Raw genomic sequence first — 14,043 nt, 5'->3', positions numbered from 1 at the left:
CGAGCTACACTAGTTACACCTAAGCAGGGCCTTCTCTGAATCTCTTTTAATTCTGGGTCTTACGAAGCGTCTCGAACCAGTGAAGCCGTGCAACTGCGCGGCTCAACATTTTTCGCAACTCAATCAGTTCATGCAGCCGGAAACTGAAGGTTAGAAAACGCGATGGAGTGCTCAAATGAATGCGTTCTTCATATGGGTGCGCGTCGAAATAGGCAGTTGTATCAATAGCACGTACGTTCCACTCCAGAGCCAGAAAATCCTCGTAACATAACCATTGCGTAATGTTGTTGAATTGCAGAGCAATGTTATAGTGATCCGGCATTTCGGCTTTATCAGCGACTACATCACCATACAGTAGGATACGTCCGCTCGCAGAATCAGATAAAATACGACAGGTACAGTCCATAAGTTTTCAGTCAACGTTGATTTGATTCGTAAAGAGTTTTGAGGAATCTATACTATAATCGTCAGTAGGCAGTGGTAGCGTAATAAGCGTCAACAACTAGTAATTACCAGAAGCAACTGACGCAATTACTTCATACTTTTCATGACAAACGTAAGCCTTATCTAGAATCATTACAAACAATATTGAAATTTATTCATAAAGAATCTAAATAAAAATATCTTTACACTGGCAATCCAAAATTTACCTAACGCTCCATCTAGTATGCGCTTACCACTAGTATTGGCCGCCTTACTGTTACTCATTGGGAAACTACTGGCTCAAACGACACCAAGAAGTGAAGATGTAGCTGCTATCAAAGGGCAATGTGGCTGCCATGAGGTTAACTTTCTGTATGCCGAGACCTTTGCTCCCGAAAAGGCCTATGTATTTAAAGATCGATACACAGCTAAGGGTACCGAATGGGTATTTGTTGAAGAAGAATCTGGCCCGGCAGGTCAGCCTACCAAAATCGTTATTCAGCATCTACTGGTTATTAGTGATTCGATGGTTATTAAACACTGGCGTGAAGATTGGCTGTATCAGAATACCAGCCTACTTAAATTCGATCAGAACGCGTCCTGGAAACGCGAAAACCTATCGACAACTCAAGTTAAAGGGCAGTGGACTCAGAAAGTGTTTGAGGTAGATGATAGCCCACGTTACGAAGGGTCGGCTACATGGATTCACGTCGATGGGCGTCATTATTGGGAAAGTACAGTGGACGCTCCTCTTCCCCGTCGCGAATACACTAAACGTACCGATTACAATGTCATGCGCCGGACCAATCACCACGAGATTCGTCCAGATGGTTACGTACACGAACAGGATAACGACAAAATCATTCGTAGCGAGACTGGAGACCAACTATTGGTTTCCGAAAAAGGAGTAAACACGTATAAACGCACCGACGATAAAAAATGCCAGGCGGCTAACTATTGGTGGGCTAATAATCGGGCTTATTGGGCTGATGTGCGCGCTGTTTGGAATGAGATACTATCCAGCCGTGATGCTGTGGCTATAAAAGGACAGGTAAAAGGAAGTGTATTAAGTCGTGAATTAGATGAATTAGCGGCAACAGCACAAAAATCAGACTATAACACAGTCACCAGCCGCCAGCTTATCCGCCAAACCATCGAGAAATTTTTGAAGTAAAGGTGGCTATCGGTCTATAGATATTAACTATCCATAAAGTTTATTAACTAATAAGCAATTACCACTTAGGGGGCGTAGTCTTCTTGATAACCTGCACTGAATCAGTGGATGCAGATGTACCCCAGGATGTATCAGTTGGGGGTGCTGCCTGAGCCGTATCGCAGTTGGCAAGCTTTGTCTGTAGTTCTACTATTTTACTTTCCTGTTGTGTAAGATTACGTTGAAAGTCAATCGTTGCATCCTCAAGGCGCTGGTGTCGGTGATAGGACACACTGAGCAATGCCGTAATGCCCAGCAGCAGTACAAAGACTACGGCTATAAGCGAATATACAACACCTCGGCTTACGACTGGCATAACAGAACAGAAAGCCACAAATTAACAAAAAGCAATGCCCATAAAAAAACCTGCCATCGGTTAGATAGCAGGTTTGTGGTTTGTCATTTATCCACTAGCGAGCCGCGCCATAATCCTGACCAGCGCTCTCCGGGAAATTTTTCATGATGCTGGTTACCGTCTCACGGAACGCCTGGTCGCGGTCACGTTCTTTATTACGTGCATTCAACTGACCGGTTGCCCAACCCTGCCAGATAATATCATTGGTACGTGCATCGGATACGTTTACCACTACCCGGTTTTCTTCATACTGGCGCGAGTATACGTTATTACCCATACCACCACCGTACCACCACGAATAAGGCGAGTACATATTATTTGACTGAATTTGCTGTTTGTCTTTCGAGTCCATAAAGAACCGAACAACCAAATCAGCTTCACCCTGCGTTACAGGTTTATAACCCCGCGCTTTGAGCGACTGGTCGAGCGCGTCGGCAATCCTGCGTTGATTCAGGTTGCTACCAACAATGGGGTCGGCGTTGCGTTGACGATCAGCTTCGATACGATAGGTTGAAAACTGACGAACATTTACTTTAGGATCGTAGTCGTACTTGACCGTAATGGCCGGAGCGCAGGACGCCAGCGTACCGACGACGAACAGACTGGTGATTATGCCTTTGAATTTCATGTATTTTGAGTCGTTAATTGTTGTCAAACCGATTAATAAACGTTCGGGAAACGGTCATTCGTATGTGACACTTAAATAACTAAAAATGGGTCATATTCGTTCCGGTTCTATACTTGTGATTCATAGACAACAACAGCCATAACCCTCTGACTATCAAAGTGAATAATTCTATTTAACTATTTTTAACGACCTCTTAACCTACTCACTTTTTATAGTCTCATTTTCGCAAATTCTGTACGCCTGCTTTCAACCTATTCGAGTTAGAAATCACCTTTTAGATAGCCAGTCAAACTTAGCGAAAAATCGGATATGTCTTCATTAGCTATGACGCCATAAACGGGAGAAACGTTGCAATGCATTCTTAAAAAATAGCTTACAACAAAAAGCCGCTAACCAGAATTGGTTAGCGGCTTTTTGTTGTAAGAATAAATCAGATTGGCTTTACGCGCTGGCCAATGCTTCCGCACCGCCCACGATTTCGAGAATCTCGGTTGTAATAGCCGCCTGACGCGTCCGGTTGTACACCAAACGAAGCTCTTTCAGAAGTTCGCCCGCGTTTTCGGTTGCTTTGTCCATGGCGGTCATCCGCGCACCGTGTTCCGATGCATTGGAATCTAATACCGCTTTATACAATTGTATCTTAATCGTTTTCGGAATCAGCTCTGTAACGATTTCTACTTCCGATGGCTCAAAGATGTAGTTGATCGAAGCCGACGAACCCGCTGGTGGAGCTGTAGCTACAATGGGTAGCATTTGTTCTGCCCGAACGATTTGCATTGCTGCGTTCTTGAACTCATTGTAGATTACTTCAACCACATCGTAGCGCCCGTTGGCAAATCCTTCCATCGCTTCTTCGGCAGCCGCACGAACCGTAGTAAAATTCAATGAGCCAAAGATGTCAAGGTGCGAGGTATTGACCTTAAAGCCCCGGCGCAGGAACGCTTCCGCCCCTTTTTTACCAATGGCCATAATTTCAACGTTACCCGAACGAGCCTGTGACGAATACTTTTCGTCAATGAGTGCCAGCGCTCCTTTTACCGCGTTGGTATTAAAGGCGCCACACAATCCCCGATCAGATGTAACAACGATAAGCAATACACGCTCAACAGAACGTTGTTGTTGGTAAGGACTCTCCGAAGCCGTTTCTGCACCCGCCGAAACCGTTCCGAGCATTTGGCTCAGTTTTTGAGCGTAGGGACGTAATTGCGTTATATTATCCTGCGCCCGACGCAACTTGGCAGCGGCCACCATTTTCATGGCTTTAGTGATCTGCTGAGTCGAGTTAATCGACGAAATCCGGGCGCGTACTTCTTTAAGACTGGCCATAGTATAGTTTGCGGTTTACAGTTTACGGTTTACAGTTGGCTGACGCATTGTGTTCTTGCGTCAGCCAACTGTAAACCGTAAACTGTAAACCTTTTTAATATTGCGCTGAGAGGTCAGCGGCTACTTTCTTCAACGTTGCCGTAGCTTCGTCGGTTAGTTTACCAGCGCGCAGGTCGTTCAGAACGTTTGGATACTGCGCACTCAGTACCATGCCGAACTCACTCTCAAATGCTTTCACTTTGTTAACCGGCACTTTGTCAAGTAACCCGTTGGTCGAAGCATAGATAATAGCGACTTGCTGTTCAACCGGAACTGGCGAGTACTGTGGCTGTTTCAACATCTCCTGGTTACGCCGACCGCGTTCGATCGTCAATTTGGTCGATGCATCAAGGTCAGAACCGAACTTAGCGAAGGCTTCCAACTCGCGGAACTGGGCCTGATCGAGTTTTAGCGTACCAGCTACTTTCTTCATCGATTTGATTTGGGCGTTACCACCCACCCGTGATACCGAGATACCCACGTTAATAGCTGGGCGAATACCCGAGTTAAACAGGTTCGACTCCAGGAAGATCTGACCATCCGTAATCGAAATTACGTTTGTCGGAATATAAGCCGATACGTCACCAGCCTGGGTTTCAATGATTGGCAAGGCTGTCAATGAACCACCACCCTTCACTTTGTCTTTCAGACTTGGTGGGAGGTCATTCATCGTTTTGGCGATGTCATCATTCTGGTTGATTTTGGCGGCCCGCTCTAACAAACGGCTGTGCAGGTAGAATACATCTCCAGGGTAAGCCTCACGACCTGGTGGGCGACGCAGCAACAGCGACACTTCGCGGTACGCAACAGCCTGTTTCGACAAATCGTCATAAACAACCAGGGCAGGCCGACCTGTATCCCGGAAGAATTCGCCGATAGCAGCCCCCGTAAATGGCGCAAAGAACTGCATGGGTGATGGATCAGATGCATTGGCTGCTACGATTACCGTATAATCCATAGCACCAGCTTTCCGCAGTGTCTGCTCCACCATTTTCACAGTTGAAGCTTTCTGACCGCAGGCTACGTAAATACAAAATACGGGTTGCCCCTTATCGTAAAACTCTTTCTGGTTAATGATCGTATCAATAGCCACAGCGGTTTTACCCGTCTGACGGTCACCGATAATTAATTCGCGCTGGCCACGGCCGATGGGGATCATGGCGTCAATAGCCTTAATACCCGTTTGCAGTGGTTCATTTACCGGCTGGCGGAAAATTACCCCTGGCGCTTTGCGTTCCAGTGGCATCTGGAACAATTCGCCCTGAATAGGGCCCATACCATCAATGGGTAAGCCAAGCGTGTTTACCACACGGCCAAGGATACCATCACCCACGTTTACGTAGGCAATCTGATCGGTACGTTTAACGGTATCGCCTTCTTTGATTTCCGAATAATCGCCGAGCAATACAGCTCCGACATTATCTTCTTCTAGGTTCAGCGCCATGGCCTGAAGCCCATTGTCAAACGACAGCAATTCGCCGGCCTGCACCTTCGAGAGGCCGTAGATACGCGCTACGCCGTCGCCGATTTGCAGCACCGTACCGACTTCTTCGAGTTCAGCCTCGGTTTGGGTTCCGGCCAGTTGCTGGCGCAGAATGGCTGATATCTCGTCGGGTCTTACGGATTCCATATGTGTATAATGAGATTTTAATGTTGATTTTTCGGGCGCAAAGGTACGACTAAAATTTAATAAAAATGCGATGAAACACAGAATCAATAGCTGAATGTTAGACTTTTCCGATATAATAGGCTTAATTAATTAACCATTGGGTAACCAACCTAAACCGTTCATCCAAATTAACGGTACTTTACCCAATCAAAATTGACATCAGCCAAATTTTCAACTACTTTTAATACCTTAATCCGGAATAGAATTAGCATTGGATCAGGAAGTGATTGACTAATTATTTTTTAGGCTAACCAACCCATAACTAAACTTTTATCCTATTCCTTCACGTTTCAGTAGTATCACCTTTTGTTTACATACATCCCGTTTCATTTTCGCATGAAGTTTAATCAATGGATGCTGGCCGGTATTGCGTCGGCCGTTTTTGTCGCCGGTTCCGCGACTGCACAAGTTAAGAAGCCTGCTGTTAAAAAGTCTGTTTCAGCTAAACCAGCTACAACCGCTAAACCCGCAACATCGGGAACCAAAATAGTCTCTACCCAAGATTCAGTTAGCTATAGTATCGGGGTATTTATGGCCCAGAATCTAAAGCAACAAGGCATATCTGATCTCAACAACGCCTTATTGATGCGCGGTCTTGAAGATGCTCTTTCAGGCCAATCAACCCAGCTGACGCAGGCACAGTGTGGCCAGGTAATGAACAATTTCATGCAGAAGCAAATGGCTAGCCGCAATGCCGAAGGCATGAAGGCATCTGCTGAAAACAAGAAAATTGGCAGTGCGTTTCTGGCAGAAAACAAAACGAAGGCTGGTGTAGTGACTACAGCCAGTGGTTTGCAGTATTCTATTGAAAAAGAAGGCACGGGTGCCAAACCAACGGCCACAGATCGTGTTAAGGTACACTATACAGGTCGGTTGATCGACGGAAAAGTATTTGATAGTTCTGTAGAACGTGGCCAACCCGCTGAATTTGGTGTTACAGAAGTGATTAAAGGCTGGACAGAAGCTCTCCAACTGATGCCAGTAGGCTCAAAATGGAAGCTGTACATCCCGTCTGATTTAGCGTATGGCGACCGGGCTGCCGGTGCCGATATTAAACCTGGCTCAACATTAGTGTTCGATGTTGAGTTGCTTGATATAGTAAAGCAGTGAAGTAGGTAAATTAGGTGAAGTAAGTGTAGTGAGTAAATTAAGTGTAGTAAGTGAAAGTGAGTTGACCTGTTCTACTTACTTTACCTATTTCACTTACTTCACCAAGTGACTAATCATAACCTGGGTAATATAGATGAAAAAGTATCTGGTAACCCTATTGCCCGTGCTGATGCTGAGTTTTCAGCCGGATTCGCCCTCGAATGGTGCTACAGGCGACGTTTCGTCGCTGCATACATTGCCGACGTCGTCCACAATTGATGACCTGAAACCTTCTATCTCGCAGGAGAAAGTAGAGACGCTGGTCGCTAAATTGCTGACGACTTATCACTACCGTAAGGTAAAACTCAACGATTCGCTCTCGTCAGTCGTATGGGATAATTACCTTAAAGAAGTGGATGGTAATAAAACGTATCTGCTCGCATCGGATGTAGCGGCTTTTGAGAAGTATCGTTACCAAATTGACGACGCACTCGTTAATGGTGACCTGACGGCTGCTTATGACCTGTACAACGTTTTCCGTAAACGCTTTCAGGAACGCAGCGAATTTATTAAAGATCAGATCAAGAAGCCGTTCACCTTCACTGAAGATGAAAGTTTCAATACCGATCGGGAGAAAGCTGCGTGGCCTAAAACCGTAGAAGAGCAAAATGATCTGTGGCGTAAGATCCTGAAAAATCAGGCGCTGGAGCTTAAGCTGGGTAACCGGAAAGATAGTGCCGTTGCCGCTACCATGACACAGCGCTACGCAAACCTCGATAAGGCTTATGGCCGGATCAAGAGTGCCGATGTGTTTCAGATTTACATGAACTCATTTGCGGAAGCGCTTGACCCGCACACCAATTATTTTTCGCCTACGAATGCAGATCGGTTCAATCAGGAAATGAGCCAGTCGCTGGAGGGTATTGGAGCAATGCTTCAGGAAGATGGTGAATACATTAAAATAACGAGTGTGTTACCCGGTGGACCAGCTTTCAAAAGCAACCTGATAAAGGTAAACGATAAAATTGCGGGAGTTGCCCAGGGCGATAATGGCGCTATGGTAAACACCATGAACTGGCAGGTTGATGAGGTTGTCAAGCTTATCAAAGGACCTAAAGGCACGGTAGTTCGTATTCAGATTGTTTCGCCCAATGCGCTGGCAGGCGCTCCCCCCAAAGAAATTCGGTTAGTGCGGGAGAAAATTAAACTGGAAGAACAACGCGCTAAAAAAGAGGTCATTGAAGTGACCGATAATGGCAAGACCTTTAAAATTGGCGTTATCAATATCCCGATGTTCTATCGCGATTTTGAGGGTGCCCGTAAGCGCGAAGAAGGGTTTAGTAGCACGACGAGTGATGTAAAAAAATTCATTGACTCCCTGAAAGCCGAAAAAGTAGCTGGTATTGTTATTGACCTTCGTGATGATGGGGGTGGCTCACTGACCGAGGCCATCAACCTCACAGGCCTGTTTATTCCGAAAGGACCTGTTGTTCAGGTGCGCGAATCAACTGGCGAAACTGAAGTATATACCGATCCAGATCCATCTGTAACCTACGACGGTCCGCTGGCTGTTCTCGTTAATCGCTTCAGTGCATCGGCATCGGAGATCTTTGCCGCTGCTATTCAGGATTACAAACGTGGCATTATCGTTGGTGGTCAAACCTTTGGGAAAGGAACCGTCCAAACCTTGATCGACCTTAACCAATGGTTACCGAAAGAACCGGAGAAAGTTGGTCAGGTAAAAATGACGATTCAGAAGTTCTATCGCATCAATGGCAGTAGCACACAGCATAAGGGCGTAACGCCGGATGTTCAGTTTCCGTCGGCTTTCTCAGCCGAAGAGTATGGCGAAAGCTCACAGCCAAGTGCCTTGCCCTGGGATCAGATCAATTCGACTCGCTATGAACAGTCTCGTGGGCTCGACGATAAGATTCTGAGTCGTCTGCGGGATCGCTTCGACCAACGGCTTAAGTCAGATCCTGAACTGAAACAACTGGCGCAGGATTTGGCCGACTTCAAGAAAGCTAAGGAGAACACGGTTGTTTCCTTGCAGGAGTCGAAACGGCGAAAAGAGCGTGAGGAAGCCGAACGGAAACGGGCAGCTGCCAATAAAGTATCGCAGGCATCGGCCCCGGTTGACGAAACAGGGACGCCCTCGCCAAACGCGCCTAAGAAGAAAAAAGACCTTTATCTAAACGAAGCAGGTCTCGTGCTGGCAGATTATATTCTGGCCGTGAATAAATAATCCCTGCCTACAGTTGATTGGCATAAAACCCCGTGTAGCAAATTGTTACGCGGGGTTTTCTACTAAATCGTAAATCAAAAATCATTACGTGTGGTATTTCCTTATCAAACAAAGTAGTCTCGAAAGAAGCCAATATCAGGAGTTGCAAAAACGTGCATCGCTAACCGAAGTTGAGCACTTCAACGAACCGTACGAAAACTGGTATGTATTTACCGTTGAGAAGGATAGCTATTCCCTGTTCATGGACTACCTCGACCGGGAAGGAATTGCCTACGAACTAGCGCCTGACCGACCAACACGCGCTGACATGCTGGAGGGGATGAAGTAAGCCGACAAGCGAGAACGTGAGCAACAGTATCCAGACAATAAACCTAGTGGCTCAGCGATTCCGGAACACTGGTAAGCGATAAATCAGCCCGACTAACACGCCGAAAAAACCGCCACGTTGATAGAACAGCGGCAATAGTCAGGCCAGCCAGTAAGCCAATCCAGACCCCAATGGCATCCATCCCAAACGGGAAAGCCAGTACATAGCTTAAGGGCAAAGCCACGATCCAGTAAGAGAACAAGGTGATCAGCGTCGGAATATTTACATCGGATAAACCGCGTAAACTTCCCAAGGCAACAACCTGTACTCCATCGGACAGTTGAAAGACACCCGCTACAATAACTAACGAGGCTGCAATCTTCATGACAGCTGGGTTGTCCCGAATGTAGAGCGTTACCAACCAATCGTTCGCGGTTAGAAATACTAACGCCATTACACCCATAAAACTAATCGAAAGCATAAAGGCCGCTACACCTGCCCGCCATGCACCCTCGCGGCTCCCACGCCCTACCGCAGCACTTACCCGAATGGCAGCCGCCGATGAAATGCCTGTTGCCATCATATATGTAACCGACGCCATATTGATAGCAATCTGGTGAGCCGCCAGGCGGTCTTCGCCAAGCCAGCCAACAATGACGACTGCCAGCGCAAACGTGGCGACCTCGAAGAAAAACGTAAGGCCACCAGGAATACCCAATCGCAGAATTTGCCAGACTTCATCGGTCGTCGGTAATGAACGAAAAGCAGCCGTTAAGTAGATACTGAACCGGGGCGCCCGGTAGATGTACAGCAGCATAGCCCCCGCCATAAATATCCTGGACAACAACGTAGCCGACGCCGACCCCATAAGGCCCAGTTCTGGGAAAGGTCCTATTCCTTTAATAAGTATATAATTAAACAGAGCATTGATCAGCAGGGCAGAAAGCGTAATGGCCATGGCCACACGTGGATAACGCAACCCGTCGCAGAGCTGTCGTGCTGCTACGAACACCATGAGTGGTAGCAGAGAAGCGCTCAGGATAAACATAAAATTGCGTGTCAGTCGAGTTACTTCCGCTGTTTGGCCAAATAAGCCAAAGTTAAACGCTAGTACTACCGATAGTCCGCCCAGTACAATACTAAGTAGTATAGCTACCCGAAGACCCGCCCGAAACAATCGATTGACGCCAGCTGGATCGTTCTGATGATAAGCTTTAGAAACCAGTGCTGCTACTACCGTCAGGCCACCGACGCCAATACTCGACATCAGGAAGGAAAGTGAGTTGGCAAGACCAGCAGCGCCTAAGGGAACAGCGCCTAGCAGCCGGCCAACAAACAGGTTATCGGTAACTCCCATCAGCACCACCCCTAACTGAGCAATAATAATGGGTACGCTCAATCGAATGGTATCGGAAAGTTCGGTGCGGAAGTTCGTTAGCATGGAGCAGGGTGCACGGGCAGGGTGCAAAAATAACATAATCTACCTAACAACTCTCTGTAGCCTACTCCGTGCTCCTTGCCCCTTGCTCCTTTCTTTGTACTTTTGTTTTATATAACACGAATCCGATAAGGACTTGAAAGAATACGGCAGTAGTATCCAAAAGTTGGTTGACAACATGGTCAACATCGAAGATCGGGAAAAACGCACTCGTTATGCGCATATCCTGATCGAATTGATGCGGCAAATTCACCCCAACATGAAAGACGGTCAGGATTACTACAATAAATTGTGGGATGACCTGTACATTATGTCTGGTTTCACACTGGATGTTGATAGCCCATATCCGCCCCCATCCGAAGAAGCACTAGGCAAAAAGCCCCAGCGGGTTCCCTACAACACGCACCATCTGAAATTTAAACATTTTGGCCGCAATGTAGATTTATTGATCGCTAAGGCTGTCTCGCTGGAAGAGCCTGAGGAAAGGCGTGCCTTTGTTTCTTACCTGACACGCCTGATGCGTACGTTTTATCAGGCCTGGAATAAAGAATCCGTTGAAGACGAAACTATTTACCAGAGCCTGATCGAACTCTCGAACGGTAAGCTCTACGATGATATCAAGCTTATTCGGGAAGAAGGTTTGGTTGAAGCTACTCCCCGCGAACGTACAGGCGACCAACCCCAGCGAATCGGAGGTAATGCTTACCGCAACGATCGAAACCGGGATGGTGGATCAGGATCGAACCAGGGACGACCAAACCGCGATGGTGGCCAGCAGCGTAGTAATTTCGGTAATCGGAATAACCGGGATGGTGGACCACGCGATGGCGGATCGGGATCGAATCAGGGAGGGCGGCCAAACCGCGATGGAGGATCGCGTGACGGAGGTCAACGTAATTTCGGCAACCGAAATGGTGGACCAGGCGGGCCAAATCGGAACAACGACCGGAATCGGAACGATCGCGACGGTGGATCAGACGGCCCACGTCGGAGACGATAAATTTTTAATGGTGATCGGGTCGCCGGTGCGATTGTAAATGATGAGCACAGATGTAATCAGCATCATTCATCATCGCACCGGCGACCCGGTCATAATTCATCATTCACAATTCTACGAATGGCATCTTTTCAAATTACAGGTGGGCGCAAGCTCAAAGGCGAACTCATTCCGCAGGGAGCAAAAAACGAAGCGCTGCAAATCCTCTGCGCCGTATTACTCACGAAAGAACCTGTTATCATTCATAATATTCCCGGCATCCGAGATGTCAACCAGCTTATTGATTTGCTGGGAGACCTGGGCGTTTGGGTAACCAAAATTGGTGAAAGTTCGTATCGTTTTCAGGCCAGCGATGTTAATCTGGACTACTTGGAATCCGACACGTATAAACGTAAGGCAGCCGCTCTTCGCGGATCGGTTATGTTACTCGGCCCTATGCTGGCCCGATTCAAAAAAGGGCGTATTCCTCGCCCCGGTGGTGATAAAATTGGTCGTCGGCGGTTAGATACGCACTTTTTAGGCTTCGAGAAACTGGGTGCTCAGTTCAATTATGACGCTAATGACGGGGGCTATTACCAGGTTGACGCCAGCAACTTGCGTGGTACCTATATGCTCCTCGACGAAGCATCAGTAACCGGCACGGCTAATATACTGATGGCGGCTGTGATGGCTGAAGGGATCACAACAATTTACAACGCTGCCTGCGAACCCTATCTTCAGCAGCTGAGTAAAATGCTGAATTCGATGGGTGCGAAAATCACCGGAGTAGGCTCTAACCTGCTCACGATCGAAGGCGTTACGGAATTGAAGGGGACTGAGCATACGATGTTGCCCGACATGATCGAAATTGGCTCGTTCATTGGCTTAGCGGCCATGACTCAGTCGGAGATTACGATTAAAAACTGCCGGATTCCTGAATTGGGTCTCATTCCTGACCAGTTCAAACGGCTGGGTATTCAGATGGAGTTTCGGGGTGATGATATTTATGTTCCGGCTCAGGAGCACTACCAGATCGAGAGTTTTCTGGATGGCGGCATGATGACCGTGGCGGATGCCCCCTGGCCCGGCTTCACCCCCGATTTATTGAGCATTGTTCTCGTAACCGCCATTCAGGCGCAGGGAACCTTACTTATCCACCAGAAAATGTTTGAAAGTCGGCTATTCTTTGTGGATAAACTGATCGACATGGGCGCTCAGATCATTCTCTGCGATCCACACCGCGCTACCGTAGTCGGTCTAAACCGGCAGGTTCCTCTAAAAGGAATCCGCATGTCGTCGCCGGATATTCGGGCAGGGGTTGCGTTGCTCATTGCAGCCATGTCGGCCAAGGGAACCAGCATTATCGACAGTATCGAGCAAATTGACCGGGGTTACCAACACATCGATACGCGGTTGAATGCCATCGGCGCGGAGATTATTCGGTTGTAACCAAAAAGCAATTACTTTTGAGCCCGGTGCACTTTTATGTACCGGGCTTTTTTTCGTTAGAGTATGTCATTACTTAATGTGTTGTTCTGGAATGTTCAAAAGAAATATCTGACTACCCAGATTGCCAATCTCGCACATAGTAAAGCCGTTGATATTCTGATACTAGCTGAGAATCCAGCTAGTTCCGTTCGACTTATTCAGGCACTGAATACACATGGGCCTTATTACTTTCATAATCATCCCTTATCTCAGTGCAAAAAGATTACAATCATTACCAAGTTTCATTACGATTCGATTGTACCAATTGAAGAAGATCATCGACGTACAACCCGACATGTACATCTGCCAACTGGTGAAGATTTTCTACTAACAGGCCTTCATTTAGTTGATAAAGGAAATTTTACGTCAGAAAGCCAGAATGAAGCGGCATCATTAGCCGCGGATCAGCTTCTTAGGGTAGAAAATAGAGCTCGTATTGACCGCCATATCGTACTTGGTGATTTCAACATGAATCCATTCGAGACAGGGATGATTAAGGCCAACGGCTTTCACGGTACTATGTCGAGTGAAGTAGCCAGCCGTGGCTCCCGAACCGTACAAACACGCGAATACCCCTACTTTTATAATCCAACCTGGAGTTTGTTTGGTGATCTGAATAAGGATGTTTCCGGCACGTATTATTACAAACATGCTGAACACATTTGTTACGAATGGAACGTATTTGATCAGGTATTGATACGGCCTAGCCTGGTGACTAATTTTGTAAAAGGTAGTTTAGAGATTATTCAGACTGATGGTGTAACTTCACTGATAACAACACGAAATACACCTGATCAGAATTCTTACTCTGATCATTTGCCATTGTTCTTTACGCTGAAATTTTAAG

13 protein-coding genes are annotated in these 14,043 nt (G+C 46.9%); 7 read left to right on the top strand and 6 right to left on the bottom strand.

Annotated elements, in window-relative coordinates; all coding sequences use genetic code 11:
• Positions 1–46: 46 nt before the first annotated feature.
• Positions 47–406, bottom strand: coding sequence for a hypothetical protein (locus EXU85_RS04190; protein ID WP_142770866.1), 360 nt, complete (start codon positions 404–406; stop codon positions 47–49).
• 261 nt (positions 407–667) lie between these two features.
• On the opposite strand from EXU85_RS04190, the gene EXU85_RS04185 reads away from it, so the two are divergent.
• A complete protein-coding gene (locus tag EXU85_RS04185; RefSeq protein ID WP_142770865.1) occupies positions 668–1,597 on the top strand; it encodes a DUF6607 family protein in 930 nt (309 codons plus the stop codon).
• Positions 1,598–1,655: 58 nt separating this feature from the next.
• On the opposite strand, the gene EXU85_RS04180 is transcribed toward EXU85_RS04185, so the two are convergent.
• From EXU85_RS04180 to atpA, 4 genes are all read right to left on the bottom strand, one after another.
• On the bottom strand, positions 1,656–1,952 hold the full coding sequence (locus EXU85_RS04180) for a hypothetical protein (protein WP_142770864.1): 297 nt from the start codon (positions 1,950–1,952) through the stop codon (positions 1,656–1,658).
• A 94-nt stretch (positions 1,953–2,046) separates the two neighbouring features.
• A complete protein-coding gene (locus tag EXU85_RS04175; RefSeq protein ID WP_142770863.1) occupies positions 2,047–2,619 on the bottom strand; it encodes a DUF4136 domain-containing protein in 573 nt (190 codons plus the stop codon).
• A 441-nt stretch (positions 2,620–3,060) separates the two neighbouring features.
• The gene (gene atpG, locus EXU85_RS04170) at positions 3,061–3,945 is read right to left on the bottom strand and encodes an ATP synthase F1 subunit gamma (RefSeq protein ID WP_142770862.1); all 885 of its coding nucleotides are present in this window, start codon (positions 3,943–3,945) and stop codon (positions 3,061–3,063) included.
• Positions 3,946–4,039: 94 nt separating this feature from the next.
• Positions 4,040–5,614 (bottom strand): F0F1 ATP synthase subunit alpha, encoded by a 1,575-nt coding sequence (atpA, locus tag EXU85_RS04165; RefSeq protein ID WP_142770861.1) that lies wholly within the window; start codon positions 5,612–5,614, stop codon positions 4,040–4,042.
• A 375-nt stretch (positions 5,615–5,989) separates the two neighbouring features.
• On the opposite strand from atpA, the gene EXU85_RS04160 reads away from it, so the two are divergent.
• The 3 genes from EXU85_RS04160 (at position 5,990) to EXU85_RS04150 (ending at position 9,315) form a co-directional block, all read left to right on the top strand.
• The gene (locus tag EXU85_RS04160; protein ID WP_305851950.1) at positions 5,990–6,763 is read left to right on the top strand and encodes an FKBP-type peptidyl-prolyl cis-trans isomerase; all 774 of its coding nucleotides are present in this window, start codon (positions 5,990–5,992) and stop codon (positions 6,761–6,763) included.
• Positions 6,764–6,896: 133 nt separating this feature from the next.
• Complete coding sequence (locus tag EXU85_RS04155) at positions 6,897–8,987, top strand: carboxy terminal-processing peptidase (RefSeq protein WP_142770860.1); 2,091 nt, start codon at positions 6,897–6,899, stop codon at positions 8,985–8,987.
• A 142-nt stretch (positions 8,988–9,129) separates the two neighbouring features.
• Positions 9,130–9,315 carry a hypothetical protein gene (locus EXU85_RS04150; RefSeq protein WP_371731987.1) on the top strand — a complete coding sequence of 62 codons (186 nt, stop codon included), beginning with the start codon at positions 9,130–9,132 and terminating at the stop codon, positions 9,313–9,315.
• A 43-nt stretch (positions 9,316–9,358) separates the two neighbouring features.
• Here the strand turns inward: EXU85_RS04150 and EXU85_RS04145 are convergent, their stop codons facing one another.
• A complete protein-coding gene (locus EXU85_RS04145) occupies positions 9,359–10,735 on the bottom strand; it encodes an MATE family efflux transporter (RefSeq protein ID WP_142770858.1) in 1,377 nt (458 codons plus the stop codon).
• Between the two features lie 175 nt (positions 10,736–10,910).
• Here EXU85_RS04145 and EXU85_RS04140 point away from each other — a divergent pair, with 175 nt between their 5' ends.
• The 3 genes from EXU85_RS04140 (at position 10,911) to EXU85_RS35595 (ending at position 14,042) form a co-directional block, all read left to right on the top strand.
• Complete coding sequence (locus EXU85_RS04140; RefSeq protein ID WP_246859423.1) at positions 10,911–11,732, top strand: DUF4290 domain-containing protein; 822 nt, start codon at positions 10,911–10,913, stop codon at positions 11,730–11,732.
• Positions 11,733–11,849: 117 nt separating this feature from the next.
• Positions 11,850–13,157, top strand: coding sequence for a UDP-N-acetylglucosamine 1-carboxyvinyltransferase (gene murA / locus EXU85_RS04135; RefSeq protein ID WP_142770856.1), 1,308 nt, complete (start codon positions 11,850–11,852; stop codon positions 13,155–13,157).
• Between the two features lie 63 nt (positions 13,158–13,220).
• Positions 13,221–14,042, top strand: coding sequence for an endonuclease/exonuclease/phosphatase family protein (locus EXU85_RS35595; RefSeq protein ID WP_142770855.1), 822 nt, complete (start codon positions 13,221–13,223; stop codon positions 14,040–14,042).
• Position 14,043 lies beyond the last annotated feature (1 nt).

This window comes from Spirosoma sp. KCTC 42546 (assembly GCF_006965485.1).
Lineage (GTDB): Bacteria > Bacteroidota > Bacteroidia > Cytophagales > Spirosomataceae > Spirosoma.
The sequence above is the reverse complement of the archived record's forward strand: the minus strand, read 5'-3'. Positions and strand labels throughout refer to the sequence as shown.

What these genes read in the sequence shown, in the direction of transcription:
- EXU85_RS35595 (WP_142770855.1), top strand. Translation starts at nt 13,221, where the DNA reads ATGTCATTACTTAATGTGTTGTTCTGGAATGTTCAAAAGAAATATCTG.
- EXU85_RS04160 (WP_305851950.1), top strand. Translation starts at nt 5,990, where the DNA reads ATGAAGTTTAATCAATGGATGCTGGCCGGTATTGCGTCGGCCGTTTTT.
- EXU85_RS04175 (WP_142770863.1), bottom strand. Translation starts at nt 2,619, where the DNA reads ATGAAATTCAAAGGCATAATCACCAGTCTGTTCGTCGTCGGTACGCTG.
- EXU85_RS04155 (WP_142770860.1), top strand. Translation starts at nt 6,897, where the DNA reads ATGAAAAAGTATCTGGTAACCCTATTGCCCGTGCTGATGCTGAGTTTT.
- EXU85_RS04190 (WP_142770866.1), bottom strand. Translation starts at nt 406, where the DNA reads ATGGACTGTACCTGTCGTATTTTATCTGATTCTGCGAGCGGACGTATC.
- murA (WP_142770856.1), top strand. Translation starts at nt 11,850, where the DNA reads ATGGCATCTTTTCAAATTACAGGTGGGCGCAAGCTCAAAGGCGAACTC.
- atpA (WP_142770861.1), bottom strand. Translation starts at nt 5,614, where the DNA reads ATGGAATCCGTAAGACCCGACGAGATATCAGCCATTCTGCGCCAGCAA.
- EXU85_RS04185 (WP_142770865.1), top strand. Translation starts at nt 668, where the DNA reads ATGCGCTTACCACTAGTATTGGCCGCCTTACTGTTACTCATTGGGAAA.
- atpG (WP_142770862.1), bottom strand. Translation starts at nt 3,945, where the DNA reads ATGGCCAGTCTTAAAGAAGTACGCGCCCGGATTTCGTCGATTAACTCG.
- EXU85_RS04145 (WP_142770858.1), bottom strand. Translation starts at nt 10,735, where the DNA reads ATGCTAACGAACTTCCGCACCGAACTTTCCGATACCATTCGATTGAGC.
- EXU85_RS04140 (WP_246859423.1), top strand. Translation starts at nt 10,911, where the DNA reads ATGGTCAACATCGAAGATCGGGAAAAACGCACTCGTTATGCGCATATC.
- EXU85_RS04180 (WP_142770864.1), bottom strand. Translation starts at nt 1,952, where the DNA reads ATGCCAGTCGTAAGCCGAGGTGTTGTATATTCGCTTATAGCCGTAGTC.